At 43.7% G+C, this 19,367-nt stretch carries 17 protein-coding genes; 4 read left to right on the forward strand and 13 right to left on the reverse strand.

The genetic code is table 11. The annotated features are described in order from the left end of the window. Positions 1–10: 10 nt before the first annotated feature. The 6 genes from MHI25_RS18485 to MHI25_RS18510 all read right to left on the reverse strand — a co-directional run bounded on the left by MHI25_RS18485 (position 11) and on the right by MHI25_RS18510 (position 7,513). Complete coding sequence (locus MHI25_RS18485; protein WP_256715843.1) at positions 11–919, reverse strand: carbohydrate ABC transporter permease; 909 nt, start codon at positions 917–919, stop codon at positions 11–13. Between the two features lie 12 nt (positions 920–931). Continuing rightward, a complete protein-coding gene (locus tag MHI25_RS18490; RefSeq protein ID WP_076129840.1) occupies positions 932–1,822 on the reverse strand; it encodes a sugar ABC transporter permease in 891 nt (296 codons plus the stop codon). A gap of 104 nt (positions 1,823–1,926) precedes the next feature. Continuing rightward, positions 1,927–3,303, reverse strand: a complete 1,377-nt coding sequence (locus MHI25_RS18495) for an extracellular solute-binding protein (RefSeq protein WP_340393890.1) — start codon at positions 3,301–3,303, stop codon at positions 1,927–1,929. A 33-nt stretch (positions 3,304–3,336) separates the two neighbouring features. Next, entirely contained in the window at positions 3,337–4,224 is an 888-nt protein-coding gene (locus MHI25_RS18500; protein ID WP_076182490.1) for a hypothetical protein, read from the reverse strand. Positions 4,225–4,362: 138 nt separating this feature from the next. Next, on the reverse strand, positions 4,363–5,217 hold the full coding sequence (locus MHI25_RS18505; RefSeq protein ID WP_076190973.1) for an AraC family transcriptional regulator: 855 nt from the start codon (positions 5,215–5,217) through the stop codon (positions 4,363–4,365). Positions 5,218–5,401: 184 nt separating this feature from the next. Beyond that, positions 5,402–7,513, reverse strand: coding sequence for a glycoside hydrolase family 52 protein (locus MHI25_RS18510; RefSeq protein WP_340393892.1), 2,112 nt, complete (start codon positions 7,511–7,513; stop codon positions 5,402–5,404). A 173-nt stretch (positions 7,514–7,686) separates the two neighbouring features. Between MHI25_RS18510 and MHI25_RS18515 the strand changes: the two genes are divergently transcribed. After that, complete coding sequence (locus MHI25_RS18515; RefSeq protein WP_248548810.1) at positions 7,687–8,601, forward strand: helix-turn-helix transcriptional regulator; 915 nt, start codon at positions 7,687–7,689, stop codon at positions 8,599–8,601. Between the two features lie 78 nt (positions 8,602–8,679). On the opposite strand, the gene MHI25_RS18520 is transcribed toward MHI25_RS18515, so the two are convergent. The 5 genes from MHI25_RS18520 to MHI25_RS18540 all read right to left on the reverse strand — a co-directional run bounded on the left by MHI25_RS18520 (position 8,680) and on the right by MHI25_RS18540 (position 15,507). Then, positions 8,680–9,516, reverse strand: coding sequence for a carbohydrate ABC transporter permease (locus tag MHI25_RS18520; protein ID WP_170914270.1), 837 nt, complete (start codon positions 9,514–9,516; stop codon positions 8,680–8,682). Position 9,517: 1 nt separating this feature from the next. Beyond that, positions 9,518–10,456 carry a sugar ABC transporter permease gene (locus MHI25_RS18525; RefSeq protein WP_076129834.1) on the reverse strand — a complete coding sequence of 313 codons (939 nt, stop codon included), beginning with the start codon at positions 10,454–10,456 and terminating at the stop codon, positions 9,518–9,520. Positions 10,457–10,539: 83 nt separating this feature from the next. Then, positions 10,540–11,889 (reverse strand): extracellular solute-binding protein, encoded by a 1,350-nt coding sequence (locus MHI25_RS18530; protein WP_076190970.1) that lies wholly within the window; start codon positions 11,887–11,889, stop codon positions 10,540–10,542. A 202-nt stretch (positions 11,890–12,091) separates the two neighbouring features. After that, the gene (locus MHI25_RS18535) at positions 12,092–13,873 is read right to left on the reverse strand and encodes a sensor histidine kinase (protein ID WP_340393896.1); all 1,782 of its coding nucleotides are present in this window, start codon (positions 13,871–13,873) and stop codon (positions 12,092–12,094) included. Between the two features lie 32 nt (positions 13,874–13,905). Continuing rightward, positions 13,906–15,507 carry a response regulator gene (locus MHI25_RS18540; RefSeq protein WP_339168354.1) on the reverse strand — a complete coding sequence of 534 codons (1,602 nt, stop codon included), beginning with the start codon at positions 15,505–15,507 and terminating at the stop codon, positions 13,906–13,908. A gap of 279 nt (positions 15,508–15,786) precedes the next feature. On the opposite strand from MHI25_RS18540, the gene MHI25_RS18545 reads away from it, so the two are divergent. The 3 genes from MHI25_RS18545 (at position 15,787) to MHI25_RS18555 (ending at position 18,475) form a co-directional block, all read left to right on the forward strand. Further along, entirely contained in the window at positions 15,787–16,269 is a 483-nt protein-coding gene (locus MHI25_RS18545; protein WP_340393897.1) for a MarR family transcriptional regulator, read from the forward strand. 156 nt (positions 16,270–16,425) lie between these two features. After that, complete coding sequence (locus MHI25_RS18550) at positions 16,426–17,661, forward strand: MFS transporter (RefSeq protein ID WP_340393899.1); 1,236 nt, start codon at positions 16,426–16,428, stop codon at positions 17,659–17,661. Between the two features lie 61 nt (positions 17,662–17,722). After that, positions 17,723–18,475, forward strand: coding sequence for a YdcF family protein (locus tag MHI25_RS18555; RefSeq protein WP_340393900.1), 753 nt, complete (start codon positions 17,723–17,725; stop codon positions 18,473–18,475). Here MHI25_RS18555 and ybaK read toward each other — a convergent pair. Both ybaK and MHI25_RS18565 read right to left on the reverse strand, forming a co-directional pair. Further along, positions 18,464–18,937: a Cys-tRNA(Pro) deacylase gene (gene ybaK / locus MHI25_RS18560; RefSeq protein WP_248548814.1), complete on the reverse strand. Its 474-nt coding sequence runs from the start codon at positions 18,935–18,937 to the stop codon at positions 18,464–18,466. The genes MHI25_RS18555 and ybaK overlap by 12 nt on opposite strands. 100 nt (positions 18,938–19,037) lie before the next feature. Further along, positions 19,038–19,289, reverse strand: coding sequence for a YolD-like family protein (locus MHI25_RS18565; protein WP_036688306.1), 252 nt, complete (start codon positions 19,287–19,289; stop codon positions 19,038–19,040). Positions 19,290–19,367: the final 78 nt, after the last annotated feature.

Consider the following 19,367-nt stretch of genomic DNA (forward strand, 5'->3'; position numbering starts at 1 on the left):
ATGCCTCCTCCTAACCTTTAATGCCAGAGCTCATAAAACTACCTATCACTTGCCGTTGGAACAATAAAAATCCAATCATTAAGGGTGCCGAGACAATCAGCGTAGCCGCGCATACATCAGACCACTGTGCGCCTGATTCCGTGGCTTTTGCGAACATCGCCAATCCTACAGTTAACAAGCGATTTTCCTCTGAATTGGTTACAATTAACGGCCACAAGAAATCATTCCAATGAAAGCTGACCGACACGATGGCAAAGGACACATAAATCGGGCGTGACAGTGGAACATAGATTCTGGAAAGAATACGCAGCCGTGAGGCGCCTTCCACCCGGGCAGCTTCATCGAGCTCATAGGGTAATTGCTTAAAGGATTGTCTTAAGAGAAACACTCCAAAGGAGGAGGCAAAGTAAGGCAGCATAATCCCCAGCTTGGTATCCAGCAGACCCATTTCGTTCAACACCTGATAGTTGGAAAAGATAAGAACATCTGGCGGCACCATAATTTGCACTAAAAATAACAGGAATAGCAGCTCTTTTCCAAAGAAACGTACTCGTGCGAACGCATAAGCAGCCATTGTCATCGTAACGAGTTGCACAGCTAGCACAACACCGCACACCAGCAATGTATTCATTAAAAATCGTCCAAAAGGCGCTCCATTCCAGACATGAATCAAATTCTCGAACGTAAAGCCCCAAGACCAGCCCGAATCGATAGCGACGTCTTTAGGTAAAAAAGCCGTTCTGACCACCCATAGGAAGGGAATGATCCAGACCGCGGCAAAAGTAAATCCAACCACATGCCACAGTATCTGCTGGATTCGGCGCTTCGTTTTTTCTGAGTTCAACATACGCTCCTCTTCTAAAGCTTTACGTGTATTCTGCCTTAATACTAAGGGCAGCTTTAATGGATTATCCTCCACGGATTCCACCTCCTATTCATAATGAATTTTCCGATCCCAGCCAAAAAACTGCAAAGAGGAAATCAGGAGCAGCAACACGATCATGACCACCGTCATCGATGCGGCCATTCCTTGATCGTAGAAATTAAAAGTGGACTCGTAGATATAATAAAGCAGCAAGTTGCTTGCATTGTTCGGGCCGCCTTTTGTCATAATCCAGAGATGGTCAACCAGCTTAAAGGAATTCGTTATCGCCACAACAGCCACGAACAGCGTAGTTGGCATCGTAAGCGGAATTGTAATTCTACGGATGGAGGTGAACGTACCAACTCCGCTTACTGCAGCCGCTTCATATAAATCCTTAGGAATCTGCTGCATTCCTGCTAAATAAAAAATCATAAAATATCCGGCTTCTTTCCAAATCATCATGATGACTAATGCGCCCATCACTGTATCAGGGGTTCCCAGCAAATTCATAGGCTGATCCGCGATCCAAGAAGCCAATCTGGCGAAAAGCCCAAAATGAGGGGTATACAGAAACAACCAAATGTTCGCCACCGCGATCATTGGGATCATATTCGGATAGAAAAAAGAAAGACGTGCCAGTCCCCGCCCTTTTATCGCCTTGTCGGCAAACAGTGCCATCAAGAAAGCCAAAACTATTGAGGTTGGTACTGTGCCAAGAGCGAACCATATATTGTTACTGAACACCTTCAAAAAAACATGGTCATGCAATAGATTAGCGTAATTCTCAAATCCTACGAACAAAGGCTCAGGAGTTGCTAAGTTTTTCTCATAAAAGCTGAGCCAAAGCGATTTAAACATAGGGTAATAAGTAAACAAGCAAAGAAAAAGCAGCGACGGCAACACAAGTCCCCAGCCGAATCCGTTTCGTCTAAGCCTCTCACTCCATCCGGCATTCATACCATTCAATCCTTCCCTGTTAAAGGTTTCTACGATTATTGAATAATGGAATGACGCCAGAACATGCTACCAAGGCTGTCCTGGCGTACCCCATACCTTAATAATTACTTATTGAAGGGAGCTAGTGCCTGATCTGCTTCTGCTTGCGCTTTTTTGAGCGCACCTGCGGCATCAATCTCTCCTGCCAATGCCGCTTGAATCTGATTCGTTATTACCGTCGATACTTTACCATGATTATGAGTGGATAATTCCCGGAACGCATATTCCAGCTGGTCTCTTGCAACCAATGCTTGCGGGAAATCCGCCGTATATTTCTTCATTGCATCTGTATCATAAGCGGATTTTCTTACGCCAACATAACCGGATGAGCTGCTGAAGAGGGCCGCCTGTTCCGAAGCCGTCATGTATTTGGCGAATTCCCAAGCTGCAGCTTGTTTTTCAGGAGAGCTGTCCTTGAAAATATACAGATTGCCGCCACCAGTGGGTGATCCAAATTGTTTTTGTGCAGGTGGGAACGCTACACCGAATTCGAATTTCGCATTATTTTTTACATTGGTTAAATTGCCACTTGTGTGCATCATCATGGCTGCTTTACCTTGAATGAAATCCGTTGGAACCGTAGCCCAATCAATAACACCTTCCGGCATCGCCTTATATTTATGGGATAAATCCAACCAGAATTGCAATGCCTCCACATTCTCCGGTGTATCAAACATCGCTTTTTTGCCATCAGAAGACATTATGTTTTGCTTCGGATCAGAAGCATTTTGCCGAGCAAGCATTTGAAACATCCAATATGAATCATCATTGCCCGGAATTTCCAGCCCAACGTGACCGTTTTTGTTCAGCTTCTCAGCATAAGTTACAAGCTCATCCCATGTAGTGGGTGGCTTCTCTGGATCAAGTCCTGCGGCTTTGAAAATTTCTTTGTTGTAATACATAACAATCGTGCTTCGCTGAAAGGGCAGGCTGTACGTTTTACCTTCAGACTGAGTATCTTCCACAAAGGCGGGATAAAAGTCTTCCATTTGAATATTCGTGTCCTTTGCAATAAAATCATCCAGCGGAATGATTGCATTCATATCGAGCATACTGTACAGCTCTGTTGACATCATGACCGCGACATCCGGTGGCTGTTTGGCTTGTACACCCGCTTGGATTTTTACGGTATTATCACCGTAATTGCCTGTGTACACGGGATTAACCTTAATTTCCGGGTGCTGTTCCATGAATGCATTAGCCATCCCATCGATTACTTTAGTAAGAGGCCCCCCCACATTAACCGGATAATAAAAGGTAATCTCCACCGGCTTAGTAGCTGGAGTCTCTGTGGATTCAGGAGTTGCTGCGATTGCTGTAGGCTGAGCGTTATTAGTTTTCGCTTTGGCTTCAACTGTACTGTTATTGGCTTGACCGCAGCCCGCTACTGCTAGCATGGAAATGGATAATAGCGTTAGAATGGTTTTGGATTGCTTTAGCATTTCTGTTAGCCCCTTTTTTCGCTTGGATTTGAATTAGAATGCATAATGGCGAAAGTTCACACTAATACGATTTGAGCCTACATCAAGAATATGAAGCTGGGCACCATCAGCGGTGGGCAATACAGCAATTCCTTGAGCCTCTGTACCACTAGGCAGATTGCGATCAAAGGCCACAGATACGTTTCCAGTCTCCGGATCAATCTGGTAAACCGTTTGGGTCGCGTTATCCGTAGAGGCATATAGAATACCGTTGTACACTTCGGCACCTTGAATTCGATCAATGCTTTGGGAAAGTGGAACGGTTGTGATTACATGCATATCGTCGAGGCTAAGGACATTCAAGACGCTTGCATTACTCCACTGAGCTGTATAAACCTGACCGCGAGCGGCATCCACCGCTACCCATGGTACACCGCCAATATGCAAATTCAGCGGCAAAGCATAGGATGTGCCTGTATATTTCAAAGTGTTCACATCATAAAGGGCGATGTAAGGATGCTGATAGTTTTTACCGTCTTCAATAGGAGCGTATATTTTACCGTTATAGTAGGAAATATCACCGATATGGTCTCCACCTTGAGAGGCAATCTCCAGTGGAATAGCCAATTCATTCCTTGCTTTTACGGATTTTCCATCAAGTCCAGTCCGTAAGAGCCCATACGAGGAATTAAAGATCCATGAATTCCCGTCTGTAGCCACCCCTTGTCCTCTTTCAAGAGCATCTAGTAACCAAAAGGTTTGCTTGGATACTTCATGCCATCCAGCAGTGATCATTGAATCTGAAGTTGACTCTGCGCTGGACTCTACCACGGTGTTTACTAGGTTATCCGGTCCGACAGGTGTGGCAGATGCTACTAAAGATAAAGAACTGGTCGTAAGTACCCCCGCGCAAATCAGACTGAATAATCTTTTTAATCTCATGTTTTCTCTCCTCCTAATAAGGTTGTAGTTCGGCATTTGTACGCCTTACTTCAACCTTATTATAGGAGCTGGCTGCAGCTCTCTAATTGAACAAAACACTTCATTCCTTGAATAAAACTCTCATTTACAAGAATAAAATTAATAAACCATATGATTAGGCTTGGAGGCGCTTTGATTCGCATACAGCTTTGGGGTTAGGCCGGTTTCTCGTTTGAACAATCTAGTAAAATGTCCTTGATCGGCGAAACCCACCTGAGACGCAATTTCCTTCAACCCAATTTTCCCGGAACGAATAAGAAATTTAGAACGTTCGATTCGCAGCCGGATTAAATAGTTATGGGGGGTATATCCTGTCTGTTGTTTAAAAATCCGAATAAAATGTGATTGGCTCATATTAGCCATGGTTGCGAGATCAGTCAGTTGAATCTCATCTTCCAACCGCTCACGCATAAATTGAATGACCTGAAATATCTCTTGGTTGGCGGGCGTTTTACTGTTTGAGTGCTGGGGGATCACAGAAGAATAGTGTTGTAACAAATGAATAATTAACATATTTGATAAAGAGTCGCTGTATATTTTCCCTTTGGCACCGCCATTCTGCAATTCCTCCAGCATCCAAAGCCCTAATTGCAGCAGCTTGGAATCCTTGACATGAAATTTGCGGTCCAATTGGATATGGCCTTCCTTCAGATAACCTGATTCACGAGCAATCTCTTCGATGACCGCTGGTGTAATTTCAATTTTCAAAAAATAGAGCGAGGTTCTGCCCCAAGGACAAAGAAGGCTCTCATTACAAGGGGTAATATGAATGGTGTAATAGTTTTCGTAGTAGGCTGTGCAGTGAATCCCAATTAAATATTTTGACTCCGAGGATGGGGTGAAAGCTTGCTGCGGGCTATACCATTGTGAAACCTGAAGCTTATCCCAACCATAAGTATCGCTTGCAAGAACAGGCTGGGTAGTGGTAAAGGACGATTCTTCCATTTCTCTCATATTTCATCCCCCTTTTCCCCTCAATATAACAAGCCTATATACGCTCCGCGTCAATGAGCTGTAAAAGCTATATTAATTTCCTCTCAGATTCGAAAGGTGTATACTTCGAAACAGCAAAAAAGAGGGGTAGCCCCCTCTTAGTATTTTTGCATATTCCGTTTCTACTTATTGAAACTATCTACTCTTATTTCTCATCCAACCACAAAATCGCTGTAACGCCACGCGGATAATATTTACTGCCCGTGATCTCACCGGAAATAATCTGATCGCTCCAGCTCCAGATGGAAAGCTCCGGATGGGTGAGCCAAGCTACGTGAGCACGATCCGCTGCCGCTCCCCGTTCCTCCCATTCCAGTCCCAGAATGCTGCGGGCGATGAATTGGGAGAGATAGATTTTACTGAGCCAGCTATTATTGCTGGTTGAAGAGATTTTCCAGCCTCCGTCTTCGAATAAGCATACTCCCGGCTGTAACACCGCATGCAGATGCTTGTCGAGTGCGCCAATATAGGCGGCGAACCGTCCATTACGATCAAGAGCTTCTTTGCAGCCTGTAAAGTAAGGGAACACAAGGCCTTCGATAGCTGGAATGATCTTGGAGTCATTTCCTTCTCCAATGACAGCCGGAATATATCCGTCTGCTGTAACACTTGCTACCATTGTTGCGGCGCATTTTTCAGCCTGATCCCCTGCTGTTTTGGACTGTTCCGCACGCCCATGCTCTGCAAATATTTTCTCCATAGCCAAGTAAGCAGCCCAGCATTTTCCTGCCAGATAAATATTGTTACGAGCCTGACCTAAAGACACATCCAGACTGTCATACGTAGTAATTTCTGCTCCGCCCATCGTACGTGAGCTATCAAGCCCCATGACACCATTTCTTTGTTCAGGATCTGGATGATCGCGATTTACCATGCTATCCAGGCATTTCTCCATAATACTCAGATTACGTTCCATCCAGCCGCGGTCGCCTGTATGCTCTACATAAGTTGCTGCACTCAGCACCCAGTTAACCAATTGTTCATGTGTCATATGTGAGAAACAACCATCAATGCCATAGACCTCATAAGCAGAATATCCCGGACGTGAAACTACGTTGGCTACACCCATATCATGTGTGAAGCTAATTCCACCTGGATACTCTGTATCATCACCCGGGAAACGCACCGTATCTTCGTAGCTGAATCTTTCCACGAACATATCTAGTTCATTACGTACAGTCCAAGGATTCAAACGCAGCTCATAAAATAACTGATCGACGGTAAGATCAAAGGTATTCATCATCCGGTATTCGCCTTCGTTGACGATCCAAAATGGCTTATTCTTGTAGTCCAGCAATTGCGTGGAGCCATAATAACTACGAATCGCATGCGCTAACATAAAGGTTTGATCTGCGGATAGGTCATCATGAGTAAATCTATCGTTAGCTTGCTCCGCTTCTTGCTTAAGGATATCAAATCTAGCTAATGCATATTCAGCCACTGCCTCTATATTGTTGAAATAATGATTGTAGTAATAAGAAGCATCCATTCCTGAGGTGACATAACCTGAACGGTGAAAACAAATAGCAAAACGGTAAGTTTCTTTTACTCCGGCTGGAACATCCATGATCAAAGCGCCGACTCGTCCCAGTCCAAAGGTCCAATTCTCCTGCAGCTCCTCCGTTAGAATATCCTCCATCGTGAAATGCAGTGCGGACTTTGCAGTTCCTTTTTCCGCAGCAATCGCAATAAATCTTCCTTGGCCAACGCCTGTAATCTCCGATGATACATCATCCAGTCTTCTCATTCCGCTATACACATCTGTTCCCTGAAAACCAAAGAATGCACGGCGCGAGGTTGCGGATGAGGAGTTGTCCACTTCGAGTTCAACCAGCACAGCAGGCAGCAGCACATCCTTCATTTCTTCTATAGAGGCAGTTTCTGGATCCGGTACAGAACGAACGGGGGACAGAATCCGGAAGGTCAAATCACCCGCACTCCAGCTGTCTGTGGCTACATGAAAATCTCTGGAAATCTCACGCTCTTGAAAAGGGAACAGAATATTCTCCTTGTCAGGATTAGGATCCGGATTCTCAATATCATAACGTTTACTTTCGTCCTCTCCCCCGATTTCATGAAATGGCAGTGTATCATATCCCTTTCCGTCAGCACGTTCTAATCCTATGAATATATTTTGTCTAGGTGGTTTTCCAATCTCCAGATCGAAACCTCCACTAGCTCCTTTGAATCCTAAAGTGAAACTCGCAAATGCACCAATCGGTGAATGATGGGCATTAAAAAATTGATTATGCGCCATAAATAATAACACTCCTTCCAGCATGGTCCCGGATACCTCCGGGCTATATCTCCATGTTATCGATCTTTCCGGAAGTACAACAGGGTTAAAGCCTTCTTTTATTTGGGCAAATCAAACATCGATAAAAACCTATGTTATAATGAAGCCAAACTTTACAGTAAAAGAGGATTGAAATGATCTCGAATGATCCCGCTTTTCATAATTCTATTGATGGTCAGATGTCTCCAGATATCCAAGCGGCTTTCCATATCTTCGCCGCGCATTGGAGAAAAGTAAATCCGGATTGGCAATATCCCGTACACACTCATCCTATGTTTGAGATTAACGTTGTACTGCAGGGTGAGCAACATATGACGGTCGGCAATAAATCTTTTATCCAGCAAAGCGGTGATATTTTGTTCATTCGTCCCGGTGTAGAACATAGCAGCCTCGGTTCGAATGCTAGTCGTGACATGACTTATTACTGCCTGCATTTTGATATTGATGATCTGATTTTACGGCGAGCTTTACTAACAGCAGACGCTGTTAGTCTAAGTGGGAATACCCCGGAGCTGCGAGCCATTCGTTCCGCTCTAGATGTAATCATAAATTCTTCCATCCTGTCAGAGTCAAAGGACACTCACAGAAATCGCCTGATTACATTGCATGCTTCGCTGCAACTTCTAACCGCACTCAGCGGCTGGGTACTTTCGGAGATGCCCCGCCTGGCAGATACAGAAGCTACGGAAAATACCGTCGCCTTAGCTAACGCCATCGAAGGATTGCTGCAAGCATCTGTCTCCTCCGCTGCAAGCACAGGCGAAAGAGGCGGCGGTATTGAGCACATTGCGGCAAAACTCGGATACAGTACAACTCACTGCAATCGTGTTTTCCACCAAATTTATGGCATGTCGCCAAGACAATATTTATCCCGCTTGATCATTCGTCACGCCAAACTGCTGCTAATGGATAATAGTCTATCTGTCGAATCGGTTGCCCACCGGCTAGGATACCGGGATGTGTCCCATTTCAGCAAGCAATTCAAACGCTGGACAGGTCTCCCGCCAATGGGCTACCGCCGTTTAACCGCGAATCCAAATACACTTTAGTGATTGTTTTCCATACAAAAAAAAGGGATGTACCCCGCAGCCCACAAAGTGGTCACAGGATATATCCCTTTTTATGAATTAACCCTTCGTTGCACCAGACGCAATCCCCTTAACAAAATACTTCTGCAAGGCGATAAACACAATCAGCACAGGCACAACCGACATTGCTGTTCCTGCAAAAATCATATCCCAACGTGAGGAGAATTCTCCGATATAACGGTAAATTTCCACGACCATAGTTTTAGCCTGTCCTGAAGGCAATACCAGCATCGGCATCAGGAAATCATTCCAGATTCCAAGTCCGTTTAAGACCACCATACTGGCTGTGACGGGTCCTAGCAGCGGGAAAACAATTTTCCAAAATATCGCATAACGAGAACATCCGTCGATCTCCGCCGCTTCTTCAATTTCTCTAGGAATGCCTTTGACGAAGCTTGTATACAGCAGGCATCCAAAACCCACCGCACCGGCTACATAAATTAGAATTGGACCGGCAAGGCTGCCGTATAACCCCAGCATTCTAAGCTCTTTAAACAGAGGAATCATATACGCCTGAAAAGGGATCATCATTCCTGCTAAAAAGTAAACGAACATGAACCGAGTCCATCTGGCATTTCTGCGTTCAATTGCGTAGCCCGCCATCGGAATAATTAAGACCTGTGCCGCAATAGAAACTGCTGTCAAAATCAGACTATTCAGGATAGCCCGTGGAAACTCTGTTTCGGTTAACAGATATTTAAAGCTGTCCAGATAAAGAGTTTTCGGAAAAGCAATGGCATCCTTCATAATCTCTGCATTACTCTTGAAGGCTGACATCAAATTAAAGAAAATAGGAAAGAAAAAGATAATAGCCACTAATAATGTAACAATGAAAAGTGCGATTTGTCCAACTCTTTTGCGTGTCTGCATCGTCATCTTAGAGCTGCACCTCCCGCTTCTGGAGAACCTTCACTTGGAAGACTGTAATGATAAGTATGATTAAGAACAAGACCATCGCCAGCGCAGTACCAAAACCTTGTCTTAATTCACCAAACCCAACCTTATAAATAATATAAGTTAATGTCTCCGTCTCAAAGCCCGGACCACCATCAGTCATGACGGCAATCTGATCAAAAATCTTCAAGGCGCTGATCATCGATAATACCATACATACAGTCATTGAGCCCGCAAGCAGCGGAAAGGTAATATGCCGGAACTGTTGCCAGCCCCCTGCTCCATCAATACTAGCCGCCTCATTCAATTCCTGCGGAATACCTTGCAATCCAGCGAGATAAATGATCATATAATACCCCGCGCCTTTCCAAACGGTAGACAAAATAATCGACAGCATCGCATATTTAGGATTGCCCAACCAATCCACAATCCAGGTTCCAAGCCCAACAGACTCCAGAATCTGATTAAATACACCAAAGTTGTAATTCAGGATCATCGCCCAGACGAAACCCATTACGATTCCACTAAGCAACGTAGGGAAATAAAATACACTTCTGAATAAATTCCGGAACCAGCGTACCTTATCGACCATCATAGCCATTGCAATTGCTGCAATATTCTCTAGAACAACAAGTGAAATGGTCATGATCATCGTATTTTTCAGTGCGTTATGCACCCTTGGACTATTCCAAATTTCCACAAAGTTAGCGAAGCCGATATACCTTACGTTGTCGCTAATGCCATCCCATGAGGTGAAGCTTAAATAGACACTGCCTACCGTAGGGACGATAACGAACAAGGTGTACAAAATAAATGATGGTAATATGAACAGCAGAGCGTAGGACTGCCATTTTTTCTTTTTCTTTTTGTGCTGCACAGTGCCTATCAATGACTTGTCAGCATTTACTGCGGATGTAGCCATGGCTACTCTCCCTCCCTTAAAGACCGCGCTTGTTAAAAAGAGAACCTCTGCAGCAGCAGAGGTTGCTCGATCAGGCGCTGCTCTTACATCTGATTAGCTTTCACTTGGTTGTCATACTCTGTATCCGCATCTTTCATGTACTTCGCTACATCTCCATCTTTTACCACGAGATCCTGCAACAGCTTGTAGTACCAGTTACGGAATTGTGGAGGGATTAGATTGTCTCCCCACCAGTTATTGATCGCCAACGATTTCACTACATTCGGGTCAGCAATAAGATCCAAAGCCACCTGCATTTGTTCACTTGTGTCATAGGTTACTTTCTCTTTTGTTGAAGGAATCGCATTTATCGTTGCTAAATAGTTCGAATACTGTTCTGGGGCGAAGAAGAAACGGATAAAGTCTTTGATGGCTTCTGTTTTGTCTGCATCCTTAGCGGCTTCAGCCGATAAAGACCAGCCTGCAGGTGACGGAAGACCTATGACATTGATTTTCCCTTCACGGTCAGGAAGAGCATAGAAGCCAAATTCAAAGTTCGGGTCTGCTTCAGCGATTTGTGTAAACATCCACGTACCGGAGTACAATTGTGCTGCTTTGCCAGAAACAAGAATCGAAGCGGTCTGATTGTCGCCCGTGCTGAGCCAACCTTTATCTACATAATTCTTGAACAATTCTTTGAAGTCCGTTATGCCTTGAACTACATTAGCATCCGTGAAGCTGACCGTTTTAGCGGTACGTTTGGAGTTCCAATCTGCATCTTTCGAGTAGACCTCATCAATCAGGAATTTGTTAACCCAAAAGCCCATATGGAAAATATCTTTTCCGCCTACTACAATCGGAGTAATGCCTGATGTTTTCAATTTTTCTTGGATGGCGATGAATTCGTCATAGGTTTTTGGAAGCTCGGTGATCCCTGCATCCGCATATGCTTTTTTGCTGTAGATAATCCCTTGGGGAGCGTTCACTTGCAGCGGTGCGTTCCACACCTTACCATCCACTTGTGGAGGGGCTTCGAACAAATCTAGCAGATCGGAAGGCAGCTCTACAATCTTACCCGCATCGGCAAAAACTTCTGTATCCCGCATTTCCACCAGGTCCGGGAATTCACCCACAGCATCCTTGGTTTTCAGCCAGTCAAGATAGGCAGCGGATGAAGTTTCGCTCAAATCTTTAATAGTGACATTCGGATTAGCTGCAGTAAACTTTTTGACCGTATCTGAGATAGCTTTTTTGGTGGCCGGATCTCCGGAGGCGTAACCTATCGTAAAGCTAACCTCTTTTTTGGTCTCTTGCGGTGTATTTGAAGGCGTCTCGGATGCTGGCGTATTAGTTGCCTTACTTCCTGCATTATTATTATTTCCACCGCAAGCAGTCAAAACTGTTGTTGTGGCAAGTAACAATACGGATAGTTTCATCATTGTTTTTTTGTACATATCATAATAGCCTCCCCTTTTAGTGAACCGTGGAAACTGAAGCAAGATGTGCGCATCATCTCTCGAAAGCGTTTCCGTTGCTAATAGAATAGCATTCCTTATAAATAGTTAGAATGAACTTTTTTAAGCGGGATATGCGGTGAATTTAAGAATAAGTAAAAAAAGAACGAAAGACCGCAGTCTTCCGTTCATCGTCTATCCTTTACGCATTCTCCGAATCCGAGATTTTATACGGATCCTCTACAATCGGAAGCAACAATAGAATTGATGTCCCAATATGCTCCCGGCTGCTGATAGATACCCCGTATTCTGCACCGTACACTGTACGAATTCGTTCATGTACATTTTTTAGTCCAACATTTTTGCTAGGCGAACTAGGCTCTTCCAAGGTTTCAGCCAACTGCTGTACCTTTTCCTTGCTCATACCGATTCCATCATCATAGATCGTAACCAACAGCATTTCATCTTTCTTTTCGATCGTCAATCCAACTGTCCCTCTGCCTTGACTGCGTAAGCCATGCTGGATAGCATTTTCAACTATCGGCTGAAGTGACAATTTCAGAATGTACCAGTTCAGATCCACTTCGGGTGAGAGATCGACTACAAGCTCAAATTTATTCTCATACCGCACAGAGATAATATAGAAATAATCCCGTAGATGCTCCAGCTCCTGTCGTATGCTTACCCTGTCCTCTCCATAGTCGATTACATATTTCAACTGGTTAGAGAGCGATAAAATCATATCTGCGACCTCATCATTATCTTTATCCACCGCATTCATTCGAATGACTTCCAGGGTGTTGTATAAATAATGCGGACGAATCTGACTCTTCAGAGCATTTAACTCCGTCTGCTTCTGCTTGATCTGGGCAACGTAAGCTTCATCGATATAGGCTTGTAAACGCTCGACCATTCGGTTAAAACCATGGCTAAGTCTACCCATTTCATCATTGCTGTTCACGACCATCTGGGTATCCAAATTACCGGATTCTACGATAGCCATTTGCTTAATTAAGTTCCCAATCGGAGCAGCCAGCCGCCTAGAGAACCAGACGCCCATGATGATCATTGCAATCGCACAAATAAACATCGCTATAAACACCGTCGTACGAGCTGAAAAAAGCTGATCGAATAAATTTGCTCGATGAATTCTGGCAGTCACCGTGCCTTTAAGAAAAGGAATCTCTTCACTGAGAACGATCATCTCCTCGTCCTTTTTAGCCCGAAAAGCCTCTCCATTCGCCGACCTTGTCTCATTCGTGAAATATACATTTCCGTCGCCATCCAGCAGGAATAATTCATCCTGTCCCCCCAGATTTAATTCTCTGAAGAACTGATTAAATAACGAAACATCCACATCCATAAACAAGGTCCCTACTATCTTGGGATCTTTGGTGACACGCCCGGAAATATCAATTAAAGTACGGCCGATGGTGAACACACTGCGCTTTGAACCTGTATAATATTCTTCGGAATGGGTAGGGAAAATTGCCACTTGTGAAGGATTTGGAGCCATTTTAGTTAACCACTCTTGATAAGGCAGCAAATCAAAATTGACCCCTCTGTTTTCTTTTTCCTGATAGTAGAGCTTATCGTCTGACTCCCTATGAAAATAAACACTGGTGATGTAGGAATCACTGTAGAGAACTGTTTTTAGAAAGGTTTCAATAGGAATCGTATTGATCTGCTCCAGCTCATTTACATTATAGGTTTGATTCTGCGAATAACTCTCGATAAAACCTTCATATCGTCCCGTATACATCAGCTTAGAGACCTCATTGTACTGATTAAAGGCTGAATTCAGGTTATAGCTCATATATAGCACCATTTGCTGCAAATTGCTTGTTGTGTAACGCTCGACATATCCGGAAAACGTCTGCACAGAAATGTAGCTAAGTGCAAAAAGCGGAATTAGGCCGACTAATAAAAAGGAAGCGGAGAATTTAACAAATATACTTTTGGATCTTCGGCCCCAGATAAACATGAATGAAGGCATCCCCTTTGCTATCCATCTGACTATTGGCTTTTGAAGGATTGCTTATATTCTTGTGGCAGCTTGCCATATTTCTTCTTAAACATATCGCTAAAATGCCGGGCATTGTTGTAGCCTACACTATCGGCAATCTCATAAACCATCATATCGCTTTGCAGCAATAAACGAAGGGCATGATTCATCCTCACCTCAGTGACATAATTCTTAAAGTTCTGTCCGGTATGTTTTTTGAAAAAGCTGCTGAAATAATAGGAATTCATAAACATCATCCCTGCCATAGATTCCAGTGTAATATTTTCTGGATAATGCTCCTCAATATAAGCCTTCACCTGGGATAGCTGCTTCAGTTCCTTACTGCCCATGCGACTGCCAATTTGCCCGGACATTTTGCTCAAAAGCACACGGAAATCTTCCTCCACCTCTTGGAAGGTAGAATAATTAGCCAATCGTTCAAGAATCGGATTTGTATCCTGAAGTGATGGACCTGCCTCCACACCGAATTGAATAAGCTCTTGTTCAAGCTGCAAGAATGTATTGTATACGGTAGAAACGGCTTGGTTTCTATTCCCGCCTGCCGTCTGCCGGATCGTCTGAAATAATCGCAGGCACTCTTGCTCAATTTGTTCTTTGTGTTGTAATTTCATGGCAATCCCAAGGGCGGACTGGATTTCATGCAGCGGAGCTTGAATCAATGATTCACTCTCATACCTGCTCTCTTTAACAGGAATCACACGATTAGGCCCTGTAAAATATTTATAATTTAGCGCTTTCAAAGCTTGGCGATAAGATTCATCAGCATCATCCATACCGTCAACAGGATTGCCTACCCCAAGAGTCACCTTTAATTTCAGAAAACTTGTAATTTTGTCATGGAGGTCTAAGGCAATTCCCGCTGGTTCCTCAGCATATTCATGCTGGAGCAGGATACAAAAACGTTCCCCTTTACGGAACATATAGCTATTATCGCTTTGCTCCACGGTTTCTTTAATAATGTTAGACAGTGCAAAATCAATTAGCTTACGTTCGCGTTCTTCCCATCTGGAAGGCTGCCCCGACGACTCGTCCGTCTCTACCAAACAAATACTGACGTAGCGACTTAGCGCAATAATCCCCATATCAAGTAAGGTGTCTGCTGTTCCCTTATTGCCGTCCGTCAGCTTGTCGAGCAATTCTTCGATCGTTAATCTGCGGTTTCTCTGTTCATAATGGTTCAGCTTCTCTTTGTTGCGCTCGCCTTCTGTTTCTTGACGAATAAGGGAGACGGCTTTGCTCACAACCTGTTCCAGCTGATTTTTGTTCACGGGCTTCACCAAATAATCCAGCGCACCATATTGCAGTGCTTGACGGGCATACGTAAACTCCTGATAAGCGCTTATAAAAATAACCTTCACCGCTCTGCCAGCTTCATGAATTTCGCGGATGATATCAATCCCTGTATATCCTGGCATGCTTATATCACTAATAATCAGATCAGGATCACAATCCTCGATCTGTTGTTTCAGCTCAATTCCATCACTGGCCTCTCCAACAATGGTTAGTCCAAGCTTCTCCCATGAAATCAGTTTTTTTAGGCCTCGCAAAATCACCGGTTCATCATCTGCGAGCAGTACCCGAATACTCTTCACTATGCAGTCCTCCTACCTTAGAGAAATCATCCCACAGCTGTCCAATCATCTTAATCTTATGATAACAGACAAACAATCTTTGGTGCAGCTTCAAGCGGATGAACTTTCTTAAGAAGAAACCGCAGTTTCTTAAGAATATTATATCTACGCTTGTTACTACTCACCTGTTATTTTTATCTAAAGTTCAATGAAACAAACTATCCTCAACTTTAATATTGTTGAAATAGAAACAAAAAATCAATATAATTTGTTAATGTAAGAGCGCTGGGAGGACAGGCCATGAACAAAGAAGATCAGGTCATGATGGGTTTCAGGGACGTATATAACAAGATGGTTTGGCTTAATAAGGATAAGATGGAAGACAGTCTTAAGGGTTATAAACCTTCTGAAGTACATTGCATCGAATACATTGAAAAAAATGCAGATTCCAACGTCACAAAACTTGCAGAGTCCTTTTATATGACTCGCGGTGCCATAAGTAAATTAACTAAGAAGCTCATCCAAAAGGGCCTCATCGAAAGCTACCAAAAATCGGATAACAAAAAAGAAATCTATTTTAAGCTTACTGAGCAAGGGAAAGTAATTTATAAAATCCATGAGGACCTGCACAAAGAGTTCCAAGAGCGGGATAAAGCCGTATTTGAGCAGGTAACTGAGGAGCAATTTGACAGTATGCTTAGCTTCGTAGAAAAGTATAGTAGGCATTTGGATGCAGAAATAAAGAAACAGGGTATAGATTTTAATCCGAATAAATTAGAATAATGAAAATGAAACTCCATGCAGCCGGGCTCTTATGAGAAAGGCTGCATTTTTATGGTCATTATTTTGTTGACACGGAAACAAAACCGTGATAAAAATGGTGATGTGCCAAATTTGTTTCCAAGGAATCAAAAAAACAACTTTTGAGGAGAGAATTTAATGTTCAAATTCAGATCACATAATGAACAGAACACAGAGCAAAGCGTAGATAAACACGCTCTAATCTTCGGTTTGATCTCTGTGTTTCTGTGCGGAATAGGCTTCAGTATCATCATGCCCGTTGTCCCATTTTTAGTGCAGCCTTATATAAGCAATCCGGGTGAACAGGCTATAGTTGTCACGCTGCTGACGTCTGTTTATGCAGTCTGCGTATTTTTTGCAGCCCCTGCACTTGGAGCTTTGAGTGACAAATACGGGCGTCGTCCATTACTTTTGGTATGCCTTTTGGGTTCCGCGATTGGATACTTAGTTTTTGGGATAGGAGGAGCGTTATGGGTTCTCTTTGTTGGACGTTTAATAGAAGGTATAACGGGCGGAAGCATAGGTACTATCTTCGCCTATTTTGCTGACATCATTCCACCAGAACAGAGAACCAAATACTTTGGCTGGGTGAGTGCGGTTGTAGGTGTAGGCACCGTCATTGGTCCAACGCTAGGCGGTTTACTTGCCAAGTTTGGTTATTCTGTACCTATGTATTTCGGAGCAATAATAACCTTATTAAATGTTGTTTACGGATTCTTTTTTATGCCTGAGAGCCTTGACAAGAACAACAGACTAAAAGAAATTACCTTGGTAAGACTGAATCCATTTACCCAGCTTGCAAGCATATTGTCCATAAAAAACTTAAAAAGGCTACTGGTCTCAGCATTCTTACTTTGGATACCCAACGGATCTTTACAGGCTGTTTTTTCACAATTCACAATGGATACTTTCAGCTGGAAGCCTGCACTAATCGGACTGATGTTTTCAATTATGGGCTTCCAAGACATCATTTCACAGGGTTTCATCATGCCTAAGCTTTTGCTGAAATTTAGGGATAAACAGATCGCAATTCTTGGAATGGTTTCGGAGATTATAGGCTACAGCCTTATTGCATTATCTGCTTTGTTCTCATACTATCCGCTTTTTATCGCTGGAATGTTTATATTTGGTTTTGGGGATTCGATCTTTGGGCCTTCATTCAATGGGATGCTTTCCAAGTCTGTCGATTCTAGTGAACAAGGGAGGATTCAAGGAGGTAGCCAATCTATTCAGGCTTTAGCAAGAATGATCGGGCCTGTGATTGGAGGTCAAATATATGTATCACTTGGCCATACTGCACCCGCTTTTATGGGGATGATTCTGATAGCTGCGGCAATATCCGTTTTGTATAAGGATACGCATGTAAATATGTAATCTTGCAATCTCATGTTACAATACAACCTGAACTTATATTTTTAGAAGGCGGTTGATACTGTTGGTTTACATCATCAAATTTGTATACAGCTTTGTGCTTCCTCCCGGCCTGTTTATCGTGCTTCTGCTAGGTTTAGTCATTTGGTTATGGAAAAAAAACCGCCGGCCAGCACTAGTTCTACTCGGGGTTACACTATTAATGTATTTCTCCATGACACCCTTAGTCAGCGATGCGCTGATCGGCAGTCTAGAACGGAAATATCCGCAGCCGGATACTTTGCAAGGAGATGTCATCGTCGTACTCGGCGGGGGCGCCAGCTCTGGCACACCGGATATAGATGGCGAAGGCAATTTATACGGATCAGCAGCAAATCGCCTGCTTACTGCTGTTCGCCTCCATCGGCAGACAGGTCTGCCAATCTTATTTTCTGGCGGACAAGTATTCTCCGACAGTGGTAATGAAGCGGATATCGCGCAAAGACAACTACTGGGTCTCGGCATACCCGAAGAGGACATCCTGATCGAAAATCAATCCCTCAACACGGAGCAAAATGCTGTAAATACCGCAGCCATCCTTCAACAAACCGGACTAAAAAAACCTATATTAGTTACTTCAGGTTTTCATATGTCCCGTGCGATGTTGCACTTTAAGAATGCGGGGCTAACAGCGCAAGCCTATCCTACGGATTATATCGCCAGCGCTGATATTGCACTGCAGCCCGCCAAGTTAAGTCCCTCCCCAGGAGCGATCTCTACAACAGGGTTAGCATTGAAGGAATATTTAGGCCAGCTTGCTGCTCGGCTATTTGATTAGTTCTGTAAACTTCGCATGCACAACCTCAGCGAGTAACTGAGGGGCTACGTCCATTTGCTGGCCAATCTTCCCAGCGCTGACAGCCATCGTGTTCAGCCCTTCTGCACTGCTATCAATGAACGTGGGGTACAGCTTTTTCATTCCAACAGGTGAACAACCACCGCGGATATACCCTGTCCATTTCTGCAGATCCTTCACTGGCAGCATCTCAATTTTTTTCTCTCCGGCGGCTTTGGCCGCCTTTTTGAGATCCAGCTCTTCGGCAACTGGGATAACAAATACATAAAGATTTGCGCCGCTATGAGCGACCAACGTTTTAAAAACCGTCTCTGCCGCCTTTCCAATCTTCTCAGCCACAGCCGTGCCATGGATTAGTCCATCTTCATTGTCATAAGCGAACACTTCATAGCCAACTTTTTTGGCATCCAGCATTCGCATCGCGTTGGTTTTGGTTACTTGCATTGTTGACCTCCCTTTCTATATCCTCTATTCCTTATCTTTATGATCAAAGAGGCCCCAAAGCTATGATAGCTTTCAGGACCTCCTGTTGCTGCCGTGCCCATTAATCTCTGGGATAATTAACCTGCATGATATCCATAAAAGGAACTTTTATGATTTCTTCATGGTTACTAAGGTGTACTTTCCCGGTTCGCGAATCCATTTCCACGATCATGCCGCGTACCTCTTCTTCTTTTCCCCATACGGTCAATAAAATCTCAGAACCTTCTTGCTTAGCTTCAACTAACTGATTACCTAACTCCTCAAGCACAAATTCATCTCTTGTGGGCCGCTTGGCCACCTTTGCTTTTGCCACACTAATCCTCCAATAAGCTATTACGGATATTAAGTATATTAAATACTAAGTATGAATGCTCTCATTTATTATACCATG

Source organism: Paenibacillus sp. FSL E2-0177 (genome assembly GCF_037992975.1).
Classification (GTDB): Bacteria; Bacillota; Bacilli; order Paenibacillales; family Paenibacillaceae; genus Paenibacillus_AQ; species Paenibacillus_AQ odorifer.